Genomic DNA, 21,160 nt, shown 5'->3' with positions numbered 1-21,160 from the left:
TCATATCATCCGCTTATTTTTGTGTTTTTAGCCGCCGCGAGCACCTCGCGGCGGCTATTGCCCATATTACGGGCGCACCTCTCCTGCAGTTGCCAGTAAATGTCTGCGTGCCATCCACAGGTTCGACAGCGCAAACAGCGTGACCAACTGCGCCGTGTTCTTGGCCAGGCCGCGGAAGCGCGTCTTCACATAGCCGAACTGCCGCTTGATCACCCGAAACGGGTGCTCGACCTTGGCGCGCACCTGGGCTTTGGCCTTCTCGATCTTGCGCTTGGCTTTGTATAGCGCGCTGCGCTTATCGAGTTTCTTGTAGGTGCTGCGGCGTGCCGCCACCTGCCAGATAACCTTCCGACCCTCATACTCCGGACGCTTTTCCACACCGGTGTAACCTGCGTCGGTACAAACCACGTTCTCGTCGCCATGCAGCAGCTTATCCACCTGGGTGACGTCCGCCACGTTGGCCGCCGTGCCCACCACGCTGTGCACCAGTCCAGACTTGTCATCCACACCGATGTGGGCCTTCATGCCGAAGTAGTACTGGTTGCCCTTCTTGGTCTGGTGCATCTCCGGGTCGCGTTTACCGTCTTTGTTTTTGGTCGAGCTGGGCGCATTGATCAACGTCGCATCGACGATGGTGCCCTGGCGCAGGGACAGGCCGCGATCCCCCAGGTAGCCGTTGATCACAGCCAAGATGCCAGCCGCCAGTTCGTTTTTTTCCAGTACGCGACGGAAGTTGAGGATGGTGGTTTCGTCAGGGATACGCTCCAGGCTCAACCCGGCGAACTGCCGCAGAATGGTCGTTTCGTACAGCGCCTCTTCCATCGCAGGATCGCTGTAACCGAGCCAGTTTTGCATCAGATGAACACGCAGCATCGCCATCAACGGGTACGCCGGGCGACCGCCTTCACCCTTGGGGTAATGTGGATCGATCAGGGCAATCAAGCCCTTCCACGGCACCACCCGATCCATCTCGATCAGGAACAACTCTTTGCGGGTCTGCTTGCGCTTGCCGGCGTACTCGGCATCGGCGAAGGTCATCTGCTTCATCGGAAAACTCGGTGGGTGGCGTCCGGGCATTTTGCCAAAATCAGGAAGACTTATTCAGAGTTTCCCTAAAGGGACTCTGGTAGACTCCGCCGCCATTATGATCCGACTCCAGAACCTGACTTTACAGCGTGGTCCTCAGCGTCTGCTAGAAGACGCCGAGATGACCCTGCACCCCGGCCACAAAGCCGGCCTGATCGGCGCCAACGGTGCCGGCAAATCCAGCCTGTTTGCCCTGTTGCGTGGCGAGCTGAGTGCCGACGCGGGCGATTGCCTGATTCCCGCCGATTGGCGCGTGGCGCATATGCGTCAGGAGATCGACGCGGTCGAGCGCCAGGCGGTGGACTATGTGCTCGATGGCGACGTACGGCTGCGCCGCGTGCAGGCCGAGTTGGTGCAAGCCGAAGCCGCCCATGACGGCGCCGCCGTGGCGCGGTTGCACACCGAACTCGATACCCTCGACGGCTACAGCGCCGATGCCCGTGCGCGCAAGTTGCTCGCCGGCCTGGGTTTTGACAGCGCGCAGATGGATCGCCGCGTCGGTGATTTTTCCGGTGGTTGGCGCATGCGTCTGAACCTGGCGCAGGCGTTGATGTGCCCGTCTGACTTGTTGTTGCTCGACGAGCCGACCAACCACCTCGACCTCGACGCGATTCTCTGGCTGGAAAGCTGGCTGAAAGGTTACCCCGGTACCTTGCTGCTGATCTCCCATGACCGCGATTTCCTGGATGCCGTAGTGGACCACGTTGCCCACCTCGATCAGCAGAAACTGACCCTCTATCGCGGTGGCTACTCGGCCTTCGAGCGCACCCGTGCCGAGCGTCTGGCGCAGCAGCAACAGGCGTACGAGAAGCAGCAGGCGCAGCGCGCGCACATGGAAAAATACATCGCCCGCTTCAAGGCCCAGGCCACCAAGGCGCGCCAGGCGCAGAGCCGGATCAAGGCGCTGGAGCGCATGGAAGAGCTGTCGGCAGCGCACGTCGATTCGCCCTTCGACTTCAGCTTCCGTGAGGCGGACAAGATCTCCAGCCCGCTGCTCAGTCTTAGCGAAGGTCGCCTGGGCTACGGCGACAAGGTAGTGCTGGAGAAGGTCAAACTGAGTCTGGCGCCTGGTGCGCGCCTGGGCCTGCTCGGGCCGAACGGCGCGGGCAAATCGACCCTGATCAAGAACCTGGCGAACGAGTTGCAACCGATCAGCGGCCATCTGCAGCGCGGCGAGAACTTGGTGGTCGGCTATTTTGCCCAGCATCAGCTCGACGCCCTGGATGACAAGGCCAGCCCGCTGCTGCACTTCCAGCGCCTGGCGCCGACCGAACGCGAGCAGACCCTGCGCGATTTCCTCGGTGGCTTCGATTTCCGCGGCCCGCGCTGTGACGAGCCGGTGCTGAATTTCTCCGGCGGTGAGAAAGCCCGTCTGGCCCTGGCGCTGATTGCCTGGGGCAAGCCCAACCTGCTGCTACTCGATGAGCCGACCAACCACCTCGACCTGGAAATGCGCCTGGCGCTGACCATGGCCCTGCAGGAGTTCAGCGGCGCAGTGGTAGTGGTGTCCCACGATCGCCACTTGCTCAAGAGCACCACTGACGAGTTCCTGCTGGTCGCCGATGGTCAGGTGCAGCCGTTCGATGGCGATCTGGAAGACTACGCCCGCTTGCTGGTGGATTACCGCACGCGGCAAGCACCGGCGAGCAGTGGCGAAAGCAATCCGGACAAATCCGACAAGCGTGTGCAGCGCCAGGCCGCAGCGGCCTTGCGTCAGCAGTTGGCGCCGCACAAGCGTGAAGCCGACAAACTGGAGAAAGAGCTGGGCCAGTTGCACGAGAAGCTCGCCGCCGTCGAAGCGCGCCTGGGCGACAGCGGCATCTACGAAGCCGCGCGCAAGGACGAGCTGCGTGACGCCCTGGCCGAACAGGCCAAGCTGAAAAGCCGTGAAGCCGACCTGGAAGAGCGCTGGATGCTCGCGCTGGAAACCCTCGAAGCCCTGCAAGCTGAGCTGGAGGCCGCCAGTTGAACATCACCCTGCCGACCCTGGAGTGGCTGATGACCTGGCAAGAGCCGTTGCTGCGCGCCGGCCAGGTGATCCTGATTGTGCTGCTGGCCTGGCTGTTTCAGCGCATCCTCACCCGTGGCATCACTCGCCTCGGCAACCGCTACCCGCAGTTGCCGGCCGAATTGCTGATGCCGCTGCGCGGCCTGCTGCGCTGGTTGGTGCTGGGTAGCGCATTTATGCTGGTGCTGGAGCGCCTGGGTGTTTCGGCGCAGGTGCTGTGGACGGCACTCACGGGTTTTGCAGCTGTGGCAGCGATTGCCTTTTTCGCCATCTGGAGCGTGTTGTCGAACATGTTCTGCGCGCTGTTGATCTTCGCTATGGGGCCGTTTCGCCTTGGCGATTGCGTCGAGGTGCTGGAAAGTGCCGATAAGCCTGGCGTGCGCGGTCGAGTGGTGGCGATCAATCTGTTCTACACCACCCTGGAAGACCTCAGCGGTGATGCGCCGGGAGCCTGGGTACAGATTCCCAATAGCCTGTTTTTCCAAAAAGCCGTGCGCCGCTGGCGCAATGGCGAACTCCCTACGCCGCGTAATTCCGAGGGTTAAGCAATTATGGAATGGTTGGCCAGCCCTGAACTCTGGGTCGCGTTTCTGACCCTGACTGCCTTGGAAATTGTCCTGGGTATCGACAACATCATCTTTATCTCGATTCTGGTCAGCCGCCTGCCCAAGCATCAGCAACCCAAAGCGCGCTTCTTCGGCCTGGCGCTGGCGATGGGCACACGGATTCTCCTGCTGCTGTCGATCAGCTGGGTGATGCGCCTGACGGCCGATCTGTTCCATGTGTTCGACCAGGGCTTCTCCGGGCGTGATCTGATCCTGTTCTTCGGTGGTCTGTTCCTGTTGTGGAAGAGCACGGCGGAGATCTTCCACAGCCTGGAGGGCGAAGAAGAAGCCCAAGCCGTTGGCGGCAAGACCTATGGCTTTATGGGCATCATCGTGCAGATCGCGATCAGCGACATCGTCTTCTCCCTGGACTCGGTGATCACCGCGGTCGGCCTGGTCGACAACGTGCCGGTGATGGTTGCGGCCATTGTGATTTCGGTGTTCGTGATGATGCTGTCGGCTGGCACCATCAGTGATTTCATCGACAAGCACCCGAGCCTGAAAATCCTCGCCCTGTCGTTCCTGATCGTGGTCGGTACCGTGTTGATCGCCGAAGCCTTCGAGGTGCATGTGCCGAAGGGTTATGTGTACTTCGCCATGGCCTTCTCGCTGGCGGTGGAAGCCGTCAACATCCGTATGCGTACGGCGCGTGCCCGCGCGCGCAAGGAAGAAGAGCTGGAACCGGTACAGCTGCGTAAGGGTTCGCCGGACTGATGAGCCGGCTGGGCGAGTAACCCAACAAGGGGTAGGCTAGCGGCCTACCCCTTTTTATTTTCTGTTTGAGGTATCTGCCATGGCCCTGGAAACCTGGCTTGCGTTCTTTGTGGCCTGTTGGGTCATCAGCCTGTCGCCGGGCGCCGGGGCGATTGCCTCGATGTCGGCCGGGCTGCAATACGGGTTTGTGCGCGGTTACTGGAATGCCCTGGGTCTGCAGCTGGGCCTGGCTTTGCAGATCGCCATCGTCGCCGCTGGTGTCGGGGCGATTCTGGCGGCGTCGGAATTGGCCTTCAGCCTGATCAAGTGGTTTGGCGTGGTCTATCTGGTGTACCTCGGTTATCGCCAGTGGCAGGCGCTGCCCAGCGATATGACCACGCAGACCGAGCGCCCCATCGGTCGCCCGCTGACCCTGGTGCTGCGCGGTTTTCTGGTCAACTTCAGCAACCCCAAGGCGATTGTCTTTATGCTCGCGGTGCTGCCACAGTTCCTCAACCCGCAGGCGCCGCTGCTGATGCAGTACCTGGTGATGGGTGTGACCATGATCTGCGTCGACCTGATCGTCATGGCCGGCTATACCGGTCTGGCTGCCCGGGTGTTGGGCGCGCTGCGTTTGCCTCGCCAGCAGAAGCTGATGAACCGCACCTTTGGTGCGCTGTTTGTCGGCGCGGCGGCATTGCTGGCCAGCGTGCGCCGCGCGCCGGTCTGAACTGCGCGGGTATCGCTACCAGGGAATCGGCTGGCCGTCCCAGCCCCAGAACGTGCCGGTCTGCGCCGGGCCGTGCTGTTCGATCTGCGCCAGCAGGCATTCGGCTGAATAGCTCGGGCTAAACAGCTTGTCAGCGGGCACATTGGCCTGAAAGGGTTTCGACAGGGCGGTGTCAGTCGTACCAGGGTGCAGGCTGAGTACGCAGCTGTTGGGGTTCATCCGGCTCAACTCGATGCTCGCGGTGTGTAGCAACTGGTTCAGCGCGGCCTTGCTGGCGCGGTAGCTGTACCAACCGCCGAGGCGGTTGTCGCCAATCGAACCTACCCGCGCCGACAGCGCCGCCACCGTGCAGGCATGCTGGCCGCGTAGCAGTGGCAACAGGTGCTTGAGCAGCAGAATCGGTGCAAAGCTGTTGCGCTGAAAGGTTGCCAGCAATCCCTCAAGCGTGATCTGGCTAAGGCCCTTCTCGGCTTTCGCCGCGCCGTCCTGCAGCACGCCAACCGTGCACAGCAGCAGATGCAGGCGCGGGATGGCGGTGCGCAAATGCGCGGCCAGCTCGCTCAGCGCCTGTTCATCGCATACATCCACATCCAGACAGTGCAGGCGTTGACTATATTGCGCTTGCAGCTCAGTCAGGCCGGGCGTCTGACTGGCCTGGCGGGCGATGGCCCAGACCCCGGCGACATCGGCACGGGCGAGCAATTGTGCGGTCAATGCCAGGCCGATCCCCCGGCTGGCGCCGCAAACCGCAACATGCGCCGGTTCATCCAGGCGTTGCCAAAAACTCATCGCATCACTCCTGTGCTGTTGCGACGATCCGTCGCGGGCCATGGTCGATCAGTGGTTGAGGAAAGTCGTTAGGAGGGTAACAATCGAATGTCATCCATTCGTATTTGGGATCAACTCCTATATGTCTTCCGTATTGCGTTTCTGCAGCTGGTTGCTGGTGCCCGTGCTGGCACTGTGCAGCCTGGCTGTTATGGCCGAGCCCATCGAGGGCGCGGCGCAAGCGTTGCATCTGCTCGGTTACCTGGGCGCTGACTACCCGGCCACCGTGGCCAATGGTCAGGTGATCGACTCCAGCGAGTACCGTGAACAGCTTGAGTTTCTTACTGTACTGCAAGGGCTGATCGTTGCGCTGCCGGCGCGTAGCGAACAGGTCGAGCTGGAGCAGGGCGTTGCCAGTCTGCGCCAGGGCATTGAGCGGCGTGTCGAGGGTAGCCAGGTTGCTCAGCAGGCACGGCAGTTGGCCGCAACCCTGGCCAGCGCTTATGGCGTCAGCCAGACCCCGGCCATCACCCCCGACCCCAGCCGTGGCGCGCCGCTGTTCGCCCAGCACTGCAGCGTCTGCCATGGCGACAGCGGTGCGGGTGATGGGCCGGCGGGCATCAGCCTGGAGCCGCCACCGGCCAATCTGCGCGCCTTGGCGCGGCTGAATCGATTGAGCCTGTATGACCTGTTCAACACCATCGGCTTGGGCATCGACGGCACCGATATGGCGGCTTTTGCCGATCAGCTGGATGAGCGTAAGCGCTGGGACCTGGCCAGTTATATTGCCGGCTTCAGTGCCGAGCCGGTTGCTGCCGGTTCGCCGTTTACGATGGCGGTGTTGGCCGGTACAACCCCGGATGAAGTTCTCGCCGCGCAGGGCGAGGAAGCGGCTGCGCGCTTTCGCGTCCAGCGGGCTCAGCCACCGGTGTAGCAGCGCGGCCCGCTGCAGTTGATCGAACACACTCGCGCGACCCTGGAGCAGAGCCTGGCTGCCTACCGGGCAGGCGATCATGAGCAGGCCTATGACTTGTCCGTCGGCGCTTATCTGGAGGGCTTCGAGCTGGTCGAAAGCGCCCTGGATAACCTCGACTCGGTGCAACGCAAGACCACCGAGCGTGCGCTGATGGCTTACCGCCAGGCATTGCAGGATGGCTTGTCGGTGCCGCAGGCGGCGCAACGGCTGGAGCTGGCCAAGGCCGAGCTGGCGACCTCGGCCGCCTTGCTCGATAGCGACGGCCTGTCGAGTTCGCTGAGCTTCTTTTCCAGCCTGCTGATCCTGCTGCGTGAAGGACTGGAGGCGATTCTGGTGTTGGCGGCGATTCTCGCCTTCCTGCGCAACACCGGTCAGCAGCAGGCGGTGCGCAGTGTGCACATCGGTTGGGGCCTGGCACTGTTAGCCGGGGTGGCCACCTGGGCGCTGGCGGCCTACCTGATCGACGTCAGCGGCGCGCAGCGTGAACTGCTGGAAGGCGTGACTGCGCTGTTTGCCAGCGTGATGGTGCTCTGGCTCGGGGTGTGGATGCATGACCGCCGGCATGCGGCGGCCTGGCAGGACTACATCAAGAGCAGCCTGGTCGGTGGCGGTGGGTGTTTCGGTTTTGCCGTGCTGGCGTTTTTCTCGGTGTATCGCGAGTTGTTCGAAGTCATCCTGTTCTATGAAACCCTCTGGCTGCAGGCCGGCCCGCAAGGCCACGGTATGGTCCTGGCCGGCGCGGCGGCCGCGCTGGTGCTGCTGCTTGGCTTGGCCTGGGTGATCCTGCGCGGCTCACGCAAACTGCGGCTGGCGACCTTCTTCGGCGCCAATGCCGTGCTGCTCTGTGTGCTTTCGGTGGCGTTCGCTGGCCACGGTGTAGCGGCGTTGCAGGAAGCCGGGGTGCTCGGCACGCAACCGGTAGCCTTCTTCGAGTTCGACTGGCTGGGCATCCATGATGACGCCTACAGCCTGGCGGCGCAGGCCACGGCCCTGGTGGCCATTACGCTGCTGTATGGGCGTAGCTGGTTGGGCGAGCGTCGCCGTCTGATGCAGGCTTGACGCACAGCGGCTGCCGGCATGGCTTACCATGCCGGCTTTGTTGCGTCTGGAGAGTACCGGGTGATGCGAGTCTGGATTGATGCTGATGCCTGCCCCAAGGCGGCCAAGGATCAGGTGGTGAAGTTCGCCTTGAAGCGGCGCTTCGAGGTGCTGCTGGTGGCGGGCCAGGCGCAAATCAAGCCGGCCTACAGCTGCGTACGGCTGATCGTGGTGCCCAGCGGCCCGGATGCGGCCGATGATTACCTGGTGGAGCATGCGCTGCCGGGGGAGCTGGTGATCTGCAGCGACGTGCCGCTGGCCGATCGCCTGGTGAAGAAGGGCGTGGCCGCGCTTGATCCGCGTGGTCGCGAGTTCGATGAGCGCAACATGGGCGACAAACTGGCCGTGCGTAACCTGTTTACCGAGCTGCGCGAACTGGGCCAGGTCGGCGGCGGTCAGCCGCCGTATGGCGAGCGCGACAAGCAGGCGTTTGCCAATTCACTGGATCGCATCCTCACCCGTTTGCAGCGGGCTTAGCCATTAGCCGCACAGATAAGTGCCAGTGCCGACAGCCACCAGGGTGCCGTCGTCGCTGTGCAGTTCGCTGCGCACCACCGCCACCTTGTTGCCGGTACGCAGCAGCACGGCGCTGGCGGTAAAGCGCTGGCCACGGCCGGGGCGCAGGTAGTCGATGCGCAAGTCGATGGTGCCGAGTTTGGACAGCCGCGTCATGCGTTCGGCACTGGACAGGTGCTGGTGTTTGTCGAATGCGCCGATCAGCGCCATGGCCCCGCCGGCTACATCCAGCAGCGAGGAAATCACCCCACCATGCAGAATGCCGTGAACGAAATTGCCGATCAGTTCGGGCTTCATCGGCAGGTGCATGGTTACGCGCTGGGCGCTTAGCTCATCCAGCTCGATACCGAGTACCTGATTGAACGGAATGCGCTGGAAGAAGCTGCTCACTGCTTGTTGCAGCTCGGCGGTCAGCTCGAAAGGGGAGTTGCTCATGGGAGTCGTGCCTGGGCGGATGGATGATCAACCTGCCGCACTGGGGCCGCTGTGACCAGTGGCGCGGCTGGAGTGCCGCGCGCATTGGCGTGATTGGCGTGCTATCGGCCGGCTGATCAGGCCGCAGAGTTAGGCCGGGTGGCTAAGCTCCAGCACCCGATCCACCAGCTTGTTGATCCCCGATGCGGCTTCACTGATCGATTGGGCGAGCATATAGGCCGGGGTGGTCACCAGCTTGCGTTGAGTATCTTCGACAATTTCGCTGACTTCGCACTCGTGATGCACCGCGCCCATCTGGGTCAGTGCGGCGGCGGTGTCGTGATCGTTGCCGATGGTGCAGACCACGCCTGGGCCGAAGATTTTCGCCGCCAGCGCCGGGGCGATGCAGATCAGGCCGACCGGTTTGCCCGCCTTGACGAAGGCCTGGGCGGCCGTCAACACATCCGGCTGCACCGTGCAGTTGGCGCCGCTGATGGCGAAGTCGGAGAGGTTTTTCGCTGCACCGAAGCCGCCGGGCAGGATCAGCGCATCGAAGTCGCCGACATGTAGGTCCTTGACGTCCTTGATCTGGCCGCGGGCAATGCGCGCCGACTCCACCAGAACGTTGCGCGTTTCATCTGTCTCGTCGCCGCTGTAGTGGTCGACCACATGCAGCTGCGGCACGTTGGGGGCAAAGCACTGCACCTGCGCGCCGCGCTGATCGAGGCGTAGCAGGGTGATCACGCTTTCATGGATTTCCGCGCCGTCATAGACGCCACAGCCGGAAAGAATCACCGCGACTTTCTTGTTCATCAAGTTCTCCTGAATAACCAGCTGTACCGAATTGAGTCGTGTCTTGTCGTCGCCTGAACCCTAATGTCGCCATATGCCACCCAGGTTGGCATGGCGCGCCGCGAGGCGGATTTGGCGCTGGGCTAGGATTTATTGAGCAATCCTAGCCGTTAGCCTCGTGCAGCGATATGGCGATTCTATGCAACCGGTGAAACCATGAATTACATCCTCTATGCCGTACCGTTCTTCTTTGCCTTGATCGCCCTGGAGCTGCTGCTCGACCGCTGGCGCGGGGTCAGCACTTACCGTTTCTCCGATGCCGTCAACAGCCTCAGTGCCGGGGTGCTGTCGACCACCGTGGGCCTGCTGACCAAGGCCGTCGGGCTGCTCACCTACACCCTGGCCTGGCAGCACATCGGCCTGTTCGAGTTGTCGGCCTGCAGCCTGTGGGTCTGGCTGTTCGCCTTCGTCCTCTACGACTTCTGCTACTACTGGAACCATCGTCTGGGCCACGAGCGCAACGTACTCTGGGCGGCGCACTCGGTGCATCACCAGAGCGAGGACTACAACCTCTCCACGGCGTTGCGGCAGACCAGTGCCGGTTTCATCTTCGGCTGGATCTTCTACCTGCCGATGGCGCTGATCGGTGTGCCGCCGCTGGTATTCCTTACCGTGGCAGCGCTGAACCTGCTTTATCAGTTCTGGGTGCATACCCGGCACATTCCCAAACTGGGCTGGTTCGAGTGGTTCTTTATCACTCCGTCTAACCACCGCGTGCACCATGCGCAGAATGCTGTGTATATGGATCGCAATTACGGCGGTGTGTTCATTCTCTGGGATCGCCTGTTCGGCACCTTTCAGGAGGAGCTGGATGAATATCCGGTGATCTTTGGTGTGACCACGCCGCTGGCCAGCTGGAATCCGCTGTGGGCCAATGCGCAGTTCTATGTCGCGCTGTGGCGTGACGCGGTGCGGGCCGAGTCCTGGTGGGACAAGCTGCGCATCTGGTTTATGCGTACCGGCTGGCGCCCGGCCGATGTTGCGGCCAAGTACCCGCAGAGCAAGCCGGACCTCAGCCAGTTCGTCAAATTCGACGTGCCGCTGAGCCTGGCGCAGAAACTCTATGCCGGTGTGCAGTTCAGCCTCTACGTAGTGGCGGGCACTGTGCTGCTGGGCATGGGCGAAGAACTTAACCTGACGCAGGCGCTGCTGGGCATCGTCTGGATGGCCGTGGGGCTGACGGTCATCGGCAGCTGGCTGGAAAACCGGCCAACGGCCAGGCGTTGGGAAATGCTGCGTCTGCTGCTCAACCTGCCCGCGGTCTGGCTGGCCCTGCAGCTTGGCCTGCTGACCGCTCAGCCACTGCTCTGGGCGCTGCTGCTCGGTTACAGCCTGCTCAGTGCCGGTGCGCTGTTCTGGACCCCGCGCGGACATACTCCCGTGCCTGCTTAGGTAGAGACAGCAGCTGGGCTCGATAACGGTGGACAGGCGCAGGCCTGCTCCACCGTTATGCGTTTAAGCCTGGCGATTCGGGCTACCTGCCTGCTTTTCCGGCATATCCTCGCGTCGGTCGTGGCGCTATGCTTGCTGGGCTTGCGGCAAGCGGTCGCAGCGCTGTCGTGCGTTGTCATACTTTGGTCATAATGGCCGCTTATAACTGTCACACTTGCCCGTTGCTACGGGCTTCGGAGCCTGCCGTGAGCTTTACCCCCGCCAATCGCCTGTTTCCCGCCACTCGCCTGCGTCGCAACCGCCGTGATGACTTTTCCCGACGTCTGGTGCGGGAAAACCGCCTGAGTGTCGATGACCTGATTCTGCCGGTGTTCGTCCTCGACGGCGAAAACCGCCGCGAAGCGATTGCCTCGATGCCGGGTGTCGAGCGCCTGTCCATCGACCTGCTGCTCAAGGAAGCCGAGCACTGGGTGGCCCTGGGCATTCCGGCGTTGGCGCTGTTCCCGGTAACGCCGCAGGAGAAGAAATCCTTGCTGGCCGAAGAGGCCTGGAACCCGGACGGCATCGCCCAGCGTGCAATCCGTGCCCTGCGCGCCAAGTTCCCCGAGCTGGGGGTGATCAGCGACGTGGCGCTGGACCCGTTCACCACCCATGGTCAGGACGGCATCCTCGATGAGTCGGGCTATGTGCAGAACGACATCACCGTCGATGCCCTGGTCAAACAGGCGCTGTCGCATGCCGACGCCGGTGCCCAGGTGGTCGCGCCGTCGGACATGATGGATGGCCGCGTGCAGGCGATCCGCGAGGCGCTGGAACTGGCCGACCACAGCAATGTGCGGATCATGGCCTACTCGGCCAAATACGCCAGCGCCTACTACGGCCCGTTCCGCGATGCGGTGGGTTCGGCAGCCAATCTGGGCAAGGCCAATAAGGCCAGCTACCAGATGGACCCGGCCAATGGCGATGAAGCGCTGCATGAAGTGGCCGCCGATCTGGCCGAAGGCGCGGATATGGTGATGGTCAAGCCGGGCATGCCCTACCTGGACATCCTCTGGCGGGTCAAAGCGGAATTCAAAGTGCCGACCTTTGTCTATCAGGTCAGCGGTGAGTACGCCATGCATATGGCGGCTATTCAGAATGGTTGGTTGGGCGAGGCGGTGATTCTTGAATCACTGACTGCCTTCAAACGTGCGGGTGCCGATGGCATCCTGACTTATTTCGCCGTGCGCGCGGCAGAACTGCTGAAGCAGGGGCAATAGCCCCGCCAGGACTTGGTAATGAACACCGAAGGACTCAGTACCCCTGAATTGCAAGACGCCCAGCCGGTCGTCGACGAGGTTGTAGCCGTGGAAGTGCCTGTCATCGAAGCCCCCGCGCCGGTCGCTCCAGCGCCTGTGGTGATCCATAACCTGGATGACAGCAGCCTGTATATCCACCGCGAGCTGTCCCAGCTGCAATTCAATATCCGCGTGCTAGAGCAGGCGCTGGACGAGTCCTACCCGCTGCTGGAGCGGCTGAAGTTCCTGCTGATCTTCTCCAGCAACCTGGATGAGTTCTTCGAGATCCGTGTTGCCGGGCTGAAGAAGCAGATCAACTTCGCCCGCGAACAGGCGGGTGCCGATGGCCTGCAGCCGCATCAGGCGCTGGCGCGGATTGCCGAGCTGGTTCACGAGCAGGTGGATCGCCAGTACGCGATCCTCAACGACACCCTGTTCCCGGCACTGGCCAAGCACAACATCAACTTTATCCGTCGGCGCTTCTGGACGGCCAAGCACAAGGCCTGGGTACGCCGCTATTTCCGCGACGAGATCGCGCCGATCATCACTCCGATCGGCCTCGACCCGACGCACCCGTTCCCGTTGCTGGTGAACAAGAGCCTGAACTTTATCGTCGAGCTGGAAGGTATCGACGCCTTCGGCCGCGACTCCGGTCTGGCGATCATCCCGGCGCCGCGTCTGCTGCCGCGGATCATCAAGGTGCCGGAGGATGTCGGCGGCCCTGGCGACAACTATGTGTTTCTCTCGTCGATGATTCACGCCCACGCCGATGACCTGTTTCAGGGCATGAAGGTCAAGGGCTGCTACCAGTTCCGCCTGACCCGTAACGCCGATCTGTCGGTGGACACCGAGGACGTCGAAGACCTGGCCCGCGCCCTGCGTGGCGAGCTGTTCAGCCGCCGTTACGGCGATGCGGTGCGCCTGGAAGTGGTCGACACCTGCCCACGGCCGCTGCTTGATTACCTGCTCAAGCAGTTCAGCCTGACCGAGGCCGAGTTGTACCGGGTCAATGGTCCGGTCAACCTGACCCGGCTGTTCAGCATCACGGGTCTGGAAAGCCATCCGGAGCTGCAGTACACGCCGTTCACTCCGGTGATTCCCAAGTTGCTGCAGAACGCCGAGAACATTTTCAGCGTGGTCAGCAAGCAGGACATCCTCCTGCTGCATCCCTTCGAGTCGTTCACCCCGGTGGTCGACCTGCTGCGCCAGGCCGCGAAAGACCCGCACGTTCTGGCCATCAAACAGACCCTGTACCGCTCCGGGGCCAACTCGGAAATTGTCGATGCACTGGTGGAAGCCGCACGTAACGGCAAGGAAGTCACCGCAGTGATCGAGCTGCGTGCGCGCTTCGATGAAGAGTCCAACCTGCAACTGGCCAGTCGCCTGCAGGCCGCCGGCGCGGTGGTGATCTACGGCGTGGTGGGTTTCAAGACCCACGCCAAGATGATGCTGATCCTGCGTCGTGAGAACGGCGAGATCGTCCGCTACGCTCACCTTGGCACCGGCAACTACCACGCCGGCAACGCCAAGCTGTACACCGACTACAGCCTGCTGACCGCCGATGTGGCGTTGTGTGAGGACGTGTCCAAGCTGTTCAGTCAGCTGATCGGCATGGGTAAGACCCTGCGCATGAAAAAGCTGCTGCATGCGCCATTCACCCTGAAGAAGACCCTGCTCGACATGATTGCCCGCGAAACCGCGCTGGCAGCTGAGGGCAAACCGGCGCATATCATCGCCAAGTTCAACTCGCTGACCGATCCGAAGATCATCCGCGCGCTGTACAAGGCCAGTCAGACCGGAGTGAAGATCGACCTGGTGGTGCGTGGCATGTGCTGCCTGCGTCCGGGCATTGCCGGCGTCTCGCACAATATTCAGGTGCGCTCGATCATTGGCCGCTTCCTCGAACACACGCGGGTGTTCTATTTCTCCAATGGCGGCGAGGAGAAGATCTACCTATCGAGTGCCGACTGGATGGAGCGCAACCTCGACAAGAGGGTCGAGACCTGTTTCCCGGTGGAAGGCAAGAAGCTGATTCTGCGGGTGAAGAAGGAGCTGGAAAGCTACCTGACCGACAACACCCAGGCCTGGGTGCTGCAGCCGGACGGGCGTTATCTGCGTGTCAGCCCAAGCGGCAACCAGAACCCGCGCAGCGCGCAGGCTGGCCTGCTGGAGAAGCTCACCGCACCGCTGATCAGCGCCCGCTAAGCTGGGCTGCTGACATCTCGCTGAATTGCCCTCTGCCAATTTGGGGGAGGGCGTGAGCATCAGCTCACACTCAGTTCAATCCCGATACGCTTGAGCCACTCCGCTTCCTGAGTGAAGTCGGCCTGGGTTAGCGGGTTGCTCTCCAGCCAGCCTTCAGGGAACTGAATCTCCAGGCGCTGTTCGGCCGCTTTGAGCAGCACGTTGGGCATTTCCTGGCTGCCACGGATGTGGTGGAACAGGATGGCAAAGCGCAGCAGCACACAGAGGCGGATCAACTTGATGCCTTCGGCGCCGAACTCGGCAAACTTGTCCTTGGGAATATTGCGCCGGTGGCCGCGCACCAGTAGGGCGAGCATCTGCTGATCCTGACGCGAGAACCCGGACAGGTCCGAGTGCTCAACCAGGTAAGCGCCGTGCTTGTGGTACTGGTAGTGGGCGATGTCCAGGCCCACTTCGTGCACCTTGGCCGCCCAGCTGAGCAGCTCGCGGTGCCAGTCGTCTTCCAGTTGCCAGTCGTTGGCGACTTTCTCCAGCGCCGCGAGCGCCTTGCTCTCGACCCGTGCGGCCTGCTCCAGATCGACGTGGTAGCGCTCCATCAGCGAGCTCAGGGTGCGTTCACGCACGTCCTCATGCTGATGACGGCCGAGCAGGTCATACAGCACGCCTTCGCGCAGCGCGCCTTCGGAATGGCTCATACGCTGGATGTCGCAGGCGTCGAAGATCGCTTCGAGAATCGCCAAGCCCGCCGGGAAAATCCCCCGGCGATCCGGCTTGATGCCGTCGAGGTCGAGCTTTTCCACCTCGCCGATCTTGAAGACTTTGCGCTTGAGCCAGGCCAGGCCCTCGGCGTTGACCTCGCCCGTGCCCAAGCCGGCGGCTTGAATGGTCAGGCCGATGGCCTTGATGGTGCCGGATGCGCCCACCGCATCTTCCCAGCCCAGGCGGCGCAGGGCGTGCTCGATACCCATGATCTCCAGGCGCGCCGCCGTGTAGGCCTGGGCGTAACGCGCCGGGGTGATCTTGCCATCCTTGAAGAAGCGCTGGGTGAAGCTCACACAGCCCATCTGCAGGCTTTCACGCAGCAGCGGCTCGAAGCGCTGGCCGATGATGAATTCGGTACTGCCGCCGCCAATATCGGCGACCAGGCGCTTGCCTGGGGTGTCGGCAATGCTGTGCGACACGCCGAGGTAGATCAGCCGCGCCTCTTCGCGCCCGGAGATGACCTCAACCGGGTGGCCGAGAATTTCCTCGGCGCGGCGGATAAATTCGCCACGATTGCGCGCCTCACGCAGGGCATTGGTGCCCACCACGCGCACCGCGCCTTCCGGCAGGCTGGCGGTCAGCTGGGCGAAACGCCGCAGGCAATCGAGCCCGCGCTGTATGGCCTCTTCGCTAAGCAGGCGCTGCTCGTCGATACCGGCGGCCAACTGGACCTTGTCGCCGAGGCGTTCGAGGATGCGGATCTCGCCGTGATCGGCTTTGGCCAGCACCATATGGAAGCTGTTGGAGCCCAGGTCGATAGCTGCAATCAAGGGAAAAGACTCGGCAGGGGTATGCGGCATGGCAGAACCATCTCAATGCGGAACCGCGTCATCGTGCCACGATAGGCTGGCCCCGCCAACGCATACTGATGTCGCAGGTACCGGCCAAACCGGCTGTTCTCTGGTTCGTCCGGTGGCTGGCCAGGGTTTGCCGGCCGTCTGAATAAATTGTGACGCAGGCAGTTGCGTGGCTGGCTTGTGGTCAGGCCATAGAGAAGCTCAATTGCCATCGCCTTCCTGTGAGGGAAAAGCCGGGCTATGATGTCGGCCATCTTTTGCTTACGAACTCGGAGACTTTCCATGAGCGAATTCATCACCAATGTCAGCGATGCCAGTTTCGACCAGGATGTTCTCCAGGCCGAAGGCCCGGTGCTGGTCGACTACTGGGCTGAGTGGTGCGGCCCGTGCAAAATGATCGCCCCGGTGCTCGATGAGATCGCTCAGACTTATCAGGGCAAACTGAAAGTCTGCAAGCTGAACATCGATGAAAACCAGGACACTCCGCCGAAGTTCGGCGTGCGTGGCATCCCGACGCTGATGCTGTTCAAGAACGGCAATGTTGAAGCCACCAAAGTGGGCGCACTGTCCAAGTCGCAGCTGGCAGCCTTCCTCGACAGCAACATCTAAGTTGCGCTGAGCCGGCAACAAGCCCTCGAAGCCCTGCACATTGCGGGGCTTTTTTCTGTCTGGGCGCTGGACGTATGAATAAACCCGGTGTTACATTCGGCCTCGCTGCATTTTCTATGCAGCCCCCTGCAAGCCGTCGCCGACGCATTCCTATTCGAATCTTTAGATATACAAGCAGGCGATCAAGTCGCCTTCTCAGCGGCGCGGCCTCCCAAGCTAAATAGCTTATTCCCCTCCTTCATGATTACGTCATTCCTATGAATCTGACCGAACTCAAGCAAAAGCCGATTACCGAACTGCTGGAACTCGCTGAACAACAAGGCCTGGAAAACATGGCCCGTTCGCGCAAGCAGGACGTGATTTTCTCCCTGTTGAAAAAACACGCTAAAAGCGGTGAGGAAATCTCCGGTGATGGCGTGCTGGAGATTCTCCAGGACGGTTTCGGCTTTCTCCGCTCTGCGGATGCCTCGTACCTCGCTGGCCCCGATGACATCTACGTCTCGCCGAGCCAGATCCGCCGCTTCAACCTGCGTACCGGCGATACCATCGTCGGCAAGATTCGCCCGCCGAAAGAAGGCGAGCGTTACTTCGCGCTGCTCAAGGTTGACACGATCAACTACGACCGCCCGGAAAACGCCAAGAACAAGATCCTGTTTGAAAACCTGACGCCGTTGTTCCCTAACCAGCGTCTGGTCATGGAAGCCGGTAACGGCTCCACCGAGGACATCACCGGCCGGGTGATCGACCTCTGCGCCCCCATCGGCAAAGGTCAGCGCGGGCTGATCGTTGCACCGCCGAAAGCCGGTAAGACCATCATGCTGCAGAACATCGCGGCGAACATTGCACGTAACAACCCCGAGTGCCACCTGATCGTGCTGCTGATCGACGAGCGCCCGGAAGAAGTGACCGAAATGCAGCGCACTGTGCGCGGCGAAGTGGTGGCTTCGACCTTCGACGAGCCGCCAACCCGCCACGTGCAGGTTGCTGAAATGGTGATCGAGAAGGCCAAGCGCCTGGTCGAGCACAAGAAGGACGTGGTCATCCTGCTCGACTCCATCACTCGCCTGGCCCGCGCCTACAACACCGTAATCCCGAGCTCCGGCAAGGTGCTTACCGGTGGTGTCGACGCCCACGCCCTGGAGAAGCCGAAACGCTTCTTCGGCGCCGCGCGTAACATCGAGGAAGGCGGCTCGCTGACCATCATCGCCACCGCGCTGGTGGAAACCGGCTCGAAGATGGATGAAGTGATCTACGAAGAGTTCAAAGGCACCGGCAACATGGAACTGCCGCTGGACCGTCGTATCGCTGAGAAACGTGTGTTCCCTGCGATCAACATCAACCGCGCCGGTACCCGTCGCGAAGAGTTGCTGACCGCCGATGACGAACTGCAGCGCATGTGGATTCTGCGCAAGCTGCTGCACCCGATGGATGAGATTGCTGCCATCGAGTTCCTCACCGACAAGCTGAAAGCGACCAAGACTAACGACGAGTTCTTCCAGTCGATGAAGCGTAAGTAAGGCGTTCTTCGCCCTACAACAAAAGCCGGGTAAGCCCGGCTTTTGTGTGTCTGAAGGCTGGCTTTCCCTTCTGAAAGACCCAGTTCGGCGCTAAACTTTGCGCCCCTATTGCTCGGCCCGAAACGAGGCATCTGCATGCAGTATTGTGACCTGCGCGATTTTATTCGCGGTCTGGAGACGCGCGGCGAACTCAAGCGCATCCAAACGCCGGTTTCCCCTGTACTGGAAATGACCGAAATCTGCGACCGCACCCTGCGTAAAGCTGGGCCGGCATTGTTGTTCGAGAACCCCACAGGCTTCGATGTGCCGGTGCTCGGCAACCTGTTCGGCACGCCGAAGCGCGTGGCCTTGGGCATGGGCGCGGAAGAAGTCAGCGAGCTGCGTGAAATCGGCAAGCTGCTGGCCTTCCTCAAGGAGCCCGAGCCGCCGAAGGGCCTCAAGGATGCCTGGAATAAGTTGCCGATCTACAAGAAGGTGCTGAGCATGGCACCCAAGGTGTTGAAGGATGCGCCGTGCCAGGAAGTGGTCGAGGAGGGCGACGAAGTCGACCTCGGCAAACTGCCCGTGCAGACCTGCTGGCCCGGCGATGTTGGCCCGCTGATTACCTGGGGTTTGACTATCACCAAAGGCCCGAATAAAGAACGGCAGAACCTCGGCATCTACCGCCAGCAGGTGATCGGGCGCAACAAGGTGATCATGCGCTGGCTCAGCCACCGTGGCGGTGCGCTGGACTACCGCGAGTGGTGCCAGAAGTACCCGGATCGCCCCTACCCGGTGTGCGTGGCGCTAGGCGCCGATCCGGCGACCATTCTTGGCGCGGTTACTCCGGTGCCCGACAGCCTATCTGAATACGCTTTTGCCGGCCTGCTGCGCGGCCACCGCACCGAACTGGTCAAGGCCCGTGGCAGTGATCTGCAGGTGCCAGCCAGCGCCGAAATCGTTCTCGAAGGGGTGATCCATCCGGGCGAGACCGCGCCGGAAGGGCCGTACGGCGACCACACCGGCTATTACAACGAGGTCGATACCTTCCCGGTGTTTACCGTTGAGCGCATAACCCGTCGACAAAAGCCGATCTATCACAGCACCTACACCGGTCGGCCGCCAGATGAACCGGCGATCCTCGGCGTGGCGCTGAATGAAGTGTTCGTGCCGATCCTGCAGAAGCAGTTCCCCGAGATCACCGACTTCTACCTGCCGCCGGAAGGCTGTTCCTATCGCATGGCGGTGGTGACCATCAAGAAGCAGTACCCTGGCCACGCCAAGCGCGTAATGCTCGGTGTGTGGTCGTTCCTGCGACAGTTCATGTACACCAAGTTTGTTATCGTCACCGACGACGATATCAACGCACGGGACTGGAACGACGTGATCTGGGCAATTACCACGCGCATGGACCCCAAGCGTGACACGGTGATGATCGACAACACGCCAATCGACTACCTCGACTTTGCCTCGCCGATCTCCGGCCTCGGCTCGAAGATGGGGCTGGATGCCACCCATAAATGGCCTGGGGAAACCAACCGCGAGTGGGGCCGGGCTATCGTTCAGGATGAAGCGGTCAAACAGCGCGTCGATGCGCTGTGGTCTGAGCTGGGAATTGATTGATGAAAGTCACCCTGAACCCGTCAGGTGCCGTACTGGACGTGCAGCCCCGCGAACGCATTCTCGATGCCGCGCGGCGGCTGGGTTACGACTGTCCGCAGAGCTGCCGCAATGGCAATTGTCATATCTGTGCGGCGCTGCTGGTTGAAGGGCGTGTGCAGCAGGGTGGGGTTGAGCTGACTCACGGTGAGCTGTTCACCTGTCTGGCCGAGCCGCTGCAGGACTGCGTGCTGCACTGGGATGGCGTGCTCGCGCCGGGCGAGCTGCCGGTGCGTGAACTGGCTTGCCAGGTTGCTGCGTGTGATGAGCTGGGCGGCGATGTGTTTCGTCTGCGCCTGCAGGCGCCGGCCGGCAAGGCGCCGCGCTACCACGCCGGGCAATACCTGCTGCTGCAGCGTGATGGCGATGATTACGCGGCGTTCTCCCTGGCTTCGGCACCGCATCGCGGACGCGAGCTGGAGCTGCATGTACTGGCTCGTGATGACGCCACTGTCGAACTGATTGCCCAGTTGCGCCGTGCCGGCCTGGCGCGAGTGATAATGCCCTTCGGTGATACCCATCTGGCCGAGCTGCCGAATGGGCCGCTGGTGCTGATCGCCGCCGGTACCGGTATGGCGCAGATGCACAGCCTGATCGAACACTGCCGCGCTGCCGGTTTCGCCCACCCGGTGCACCTGTACTGGGGCGCGCGTCGTCCGGAAGATTTCTACGAGCTGGAGCATTGGGCGCAGTGGCAGCAAGTGCCCAACCTGTTGCTGCATCAGGTGGTCAGCGACCAGTGCGGCTGGCAGGGCCGTTGCGGCCTGCTGCACGAAGCGGTGCGCGAAGATTTTCCTGACCTCAAGGCGCTGCATGTCTACGCCAGCGGCTCACCGGCGATGGTCTACGCGACTCTGGATGCATTGGTCGAGGCGGGTATGGATGCCCACCAGATGCGCGCGGATGTATTCGCCTACGCGCCGCGCGTGCCCGCTGAAAAGTCATAATCGCCCTTCGGGTAGTCACGGTCTTATTTTTCTAACTGATACGGGCGCCCCATTTTAGGGCGTTCGCCCGGTGTGCTGCCCGCTATTCGGCTAAAGGGTGGTGCGTGTCAGTTGTTTGCGAATTATTTATTAGTGATCGATACTAAATTATTGAGCCTGCAGACAATCCTGCGCTAGCATCGGCTCGTTCGGCGAATTTGCGCAGCCTTCGGGTGCGGCATGTCGGCTTATTTTTTCGATGAACAGCGAATATCGATTGGATAGCAGGGA

The 21,160-nt window shown here is 61.8% G+C and carries 17 protein-coding genes and 1 pseudogene; 13 read left to right on the top strand and 5 right to left on the bottom strand.

Translation table 11 applies throughout. The annotated features are described in order from the left end of the window. Nucleotides 1-66 precede the first annotated feature (66 nt). A complete protein-coding gene (locus BLW24_RS06220; RefSeq protein ID WP_090378047.1) occupies nucleotides 67-1,047 on the bottom strand; it encodes an IS5 family transposase in 981 nt (326 codons plus the stop codon). Between the two features lie 97 nt (nucleotides 1,048-1,144). On the opposite strand from BLW24_RS06220, the gene BLW24_RS06215 reads away from it, so the two are divergent. The 4 genes from BLW24_RS06215 to rhtB all read left to right on the top strand — a co-directional run bounded on the left by BLW24_RS06215 (nucleotide 1,145) and on the right by rhtB (nucleotide 5,122). Next, on the top strand, nucleotides 1,145-3,055 hold the full coding sequence (locus BLW24_RS06215; RefSeq protein ID WP_090378044.1) for an ATP-binding cassette domain-containing protein: 1,911 nt from the start codon (nucleotides 1,145-1,147) through the stop codon (nucleotides 3,053-3,055). A 29-nt stretch (nucleotides 3,056-3,084) separates the two neighbouring features. Continuing rightward, a complete protein-coding gene (locus BLW24_RS06210) occupies nucleotides 3,085-3,639 on the top strand; it encodes a mechanosensitive ion channel domain-containing protein (RefSeq protein ID WP_420875030.1) in 555 nt (184 codons plus the stop codon). Nucleotides 3,640-3,645: 6 nt separating this feature from the next. Beyond that, on the top strand, nucleotides 3,646-4,413 hold the full coding sequence (locus tag BLW24_RS06205) for a TerC family protein (RefSeq protein ID WP_090378040.1): 768 nt from the start codon (nucleotides 3,646-3,648) through the stop codon (nucleotides 4,411-4,413). A gap of 79 nt (nucleotides 4,414-4,492) precedes the next feature. Beyond that, nucleotides 4,493-5,122, top strand: a complete 630-nt coding sequence (gene rhtB / locus BLW24_RS06200) for a homoserine/homoserine lactone efflux protein (protein ID WP_090378037.1) — start codon at nucleotides 4,493-4,495, stop codon at nucleotides 5,120-5,122. A 15-nt stretch (nucleotides 5,123-5,137) separates the two neighbouring features. Here the strand turns inward: rhtB and BLW24_RS06195 are convergent, their stop codons facing one another. Next, entirely contained in the window at nucleotides 5,138-5,911 is a 774-nt protein-coding gene (locus BLW24_RS06195; RefSeq protein ID WP_090378034.1) for an SDR family NAD(P)-dependent oxidoreductase, read from the bottom strand. A gap of 121 nt (nucleotides 5,912-6,032) precedes the next feature. On the opposite strand from BLW24_RS06195, the pseudogene BLW24_RS06190 reads away from it, so the two are divergent. Both BLW24_RS06190 and BLW24_RS06185 read left to right on the top strand, forming a co-directional pair. Further along, nucleotides 6,033-7,925 (top strand): annotated as a pseudogene (locus BLW24_RS06190) (FTR1 family protein). Between the two features lie 63 nt (nucleotides 7,926-7,988). Further along, nucleotides 7,989-8,441, top strand: coding sequence for a YaiI/YqxD family protein (locus tag BLW24_RS06185; RefSeq protein WP_090378032.1), 453 nt, complete (start codon nucleotides 7,989-7,991; stop codon nucleotides 8,439-8,441). Nucleotides 8,442-8,444: 3 nt separating this feature from the next. On the opposite strand, the gene BLW24_RS06180 is transcribed toward BLW24_RS06185, so the two are convergent. Both BLW24_RS06180 and elbB read right to left on the bottom strand, forming a co-directional pair. Then, entirely contained in the window at nucleotides 8,445-8,915 is a 471-nt protein-coding gene (locus tag BLW24_RS06180) for a thioesterase family protein (protein ID WP_090378029.1), read from the bottom strand. Between the two features lie 129 nt (nucleotides 8,916-9,044). Next, nucleotides 9,045-9,707, bottom strand: a complete 663-nt coding sequence (elbB, locus tag BLW24_RS06175; RefSeq protein WP_090378026.1) for an isoprenoid biosynthesis glyoxalase ElbB — start codon at nucleotides 9,705-9,707, stop codon at nucleotides 9,045-9,047. A 195-nt stretch (nucleotides 9,708-9,902) separates the two neighbouring features. Between elbB and BLW24_RS06170 the strand changes: the two genes are divergently transcribed. The 3 genes from BLW24_RS06170 to ppk1 all read left to right on the top strand — a co-directional run bounded on the left by BLW24_RS06170 (nucleotide 9,903) and on the right by ppk1 (nucleotide 14,620). Beyond that, the gene (locus BLW24_RS06170; protein ID WP_090378023.1) at nucleotides 9,903-11,138 is read left to right on the top strand and encodes a sterol desaturase family protein; all 1,236 of its coding nucleotides are present in this window, start codon (nucleotides 9,903-9,905) and stop codon (nucleotides 11,136-11,138) included. Nucleotides 11,139-11,383: 245 nt separating this feature from the next. Further along, complete coding sequence (hemB, locus tag BLW24_RS06165; RefSeq protein ID WP_090378020.1) at nucleotides 11,384-12,397, top strand: porphobilinogen synthase; 1,014 nt, start codon at nucleotides 11,384-11,386, stop codon at nucleotides 12,395-12,397. A gap of 18 nt (nucleotides 12,398-12,415) precedes the next feature. Beyond that, entirely contained in the window at nucleotides 12,416-14,620 is a 2,205-nt protein-coding gene (ppk1, locus tag BLW24_RS06160; RefSeq protein WP_090378017.1) for a polyphosphate kinase 1, read from the top strand. A gap of 59 nt (nucleotides 14,621-14,679) precedes the next feature. Here ppk1 and ppx read toward each other — a convergent pair whose 3' ends face one another. After that, entirely contained in the window at nucleotides 14,680-16,182 is a 1,503-nt protein-coding gene (gene ppx / locus BLW24_RS06155) for an exopolyphosphatase (protein ID WP_090378014.1), read from the bottom strand. A gap of 279 nt (nucleotides 16,183-16,461) precedes the next feature. Here ppx and trxA point away from each other — a divergent pair, with 279 nt between their 5' ends. The 4 genes from trxA to BLW24_RS06135 all read left to right on the top strand — a co-directional run bounded on the left by trxA (nucleotide 16,462) and on the right by BLW24_RS06135 (nucleotide 20,890). Then, entirely contained in the window at nucleotides 16,462-16,788 is a 327-nt protein-coding gene (gene trxA / locus BLW24_RS06150) for a thioredoxin TrxA (protein ID WP_090241426.1), read from the top strand. Between the two features lie 257 nt (nucleotides 16,789-17,045). Continuing rightward, nucleotides 17,046-18,305, top strand: a complete 1,260-nt coding sequence (gene rho / locus BLW24_RS06145; RefSeq protein WP_090378011.1) for a transcription termination factor Rho — start codon at nucleotides 17,046-17,048, stop codon at nucleotides 18,303-18,305. 135 nt (nucleotides 18,306-18,440) lie between these two features. Beyond that, on the top strand, nucleotides 18,441-19,907 hold the full coding sequence (gene ubiD / locus BLW24_RS06140) for a 4-hydroxy-3-polyprenylbenzoate decarboxylase (protein ID WP_090378009.1): 1,467 nt from the start codon (nucleotides 18,441-18,443) through the stop codon (nucleotides 19,905-19,907). Beyond that, nucleotides 19,907-20,890, top strand: a complete 984-nt coding sequence (locus BLW24_RS06135; protein WP_090378005.1) for a CDP-6-deoxy-delta-3,4-glucoseen reductase — start codon at nucleotides 19,907-19,909, stop codon at nucleotides 20,888-20,890. The genes ubiD and BLW24_RS06135 overlap by 1 nt, the downstream gene beginning before the upstream one ends. Nucleotides 20,891-21,160: the final 270 nt, after the last annotated feature.

This window comes from Pseudomonas anguilliseptica (assembly GCF_900105355.1).
GTDB lineage: Bacteria > Pseudomonadota > Gammaproteobacteria > Pseudomonadales > Pseudomonadaceae > Aquipseudomonas > Aquipseudomonas anguilliseptica.
Note: the sequence above shows the minus strand (reverse complement) of the source record. Positions and strands in the feature narration are given on the sequence as shown.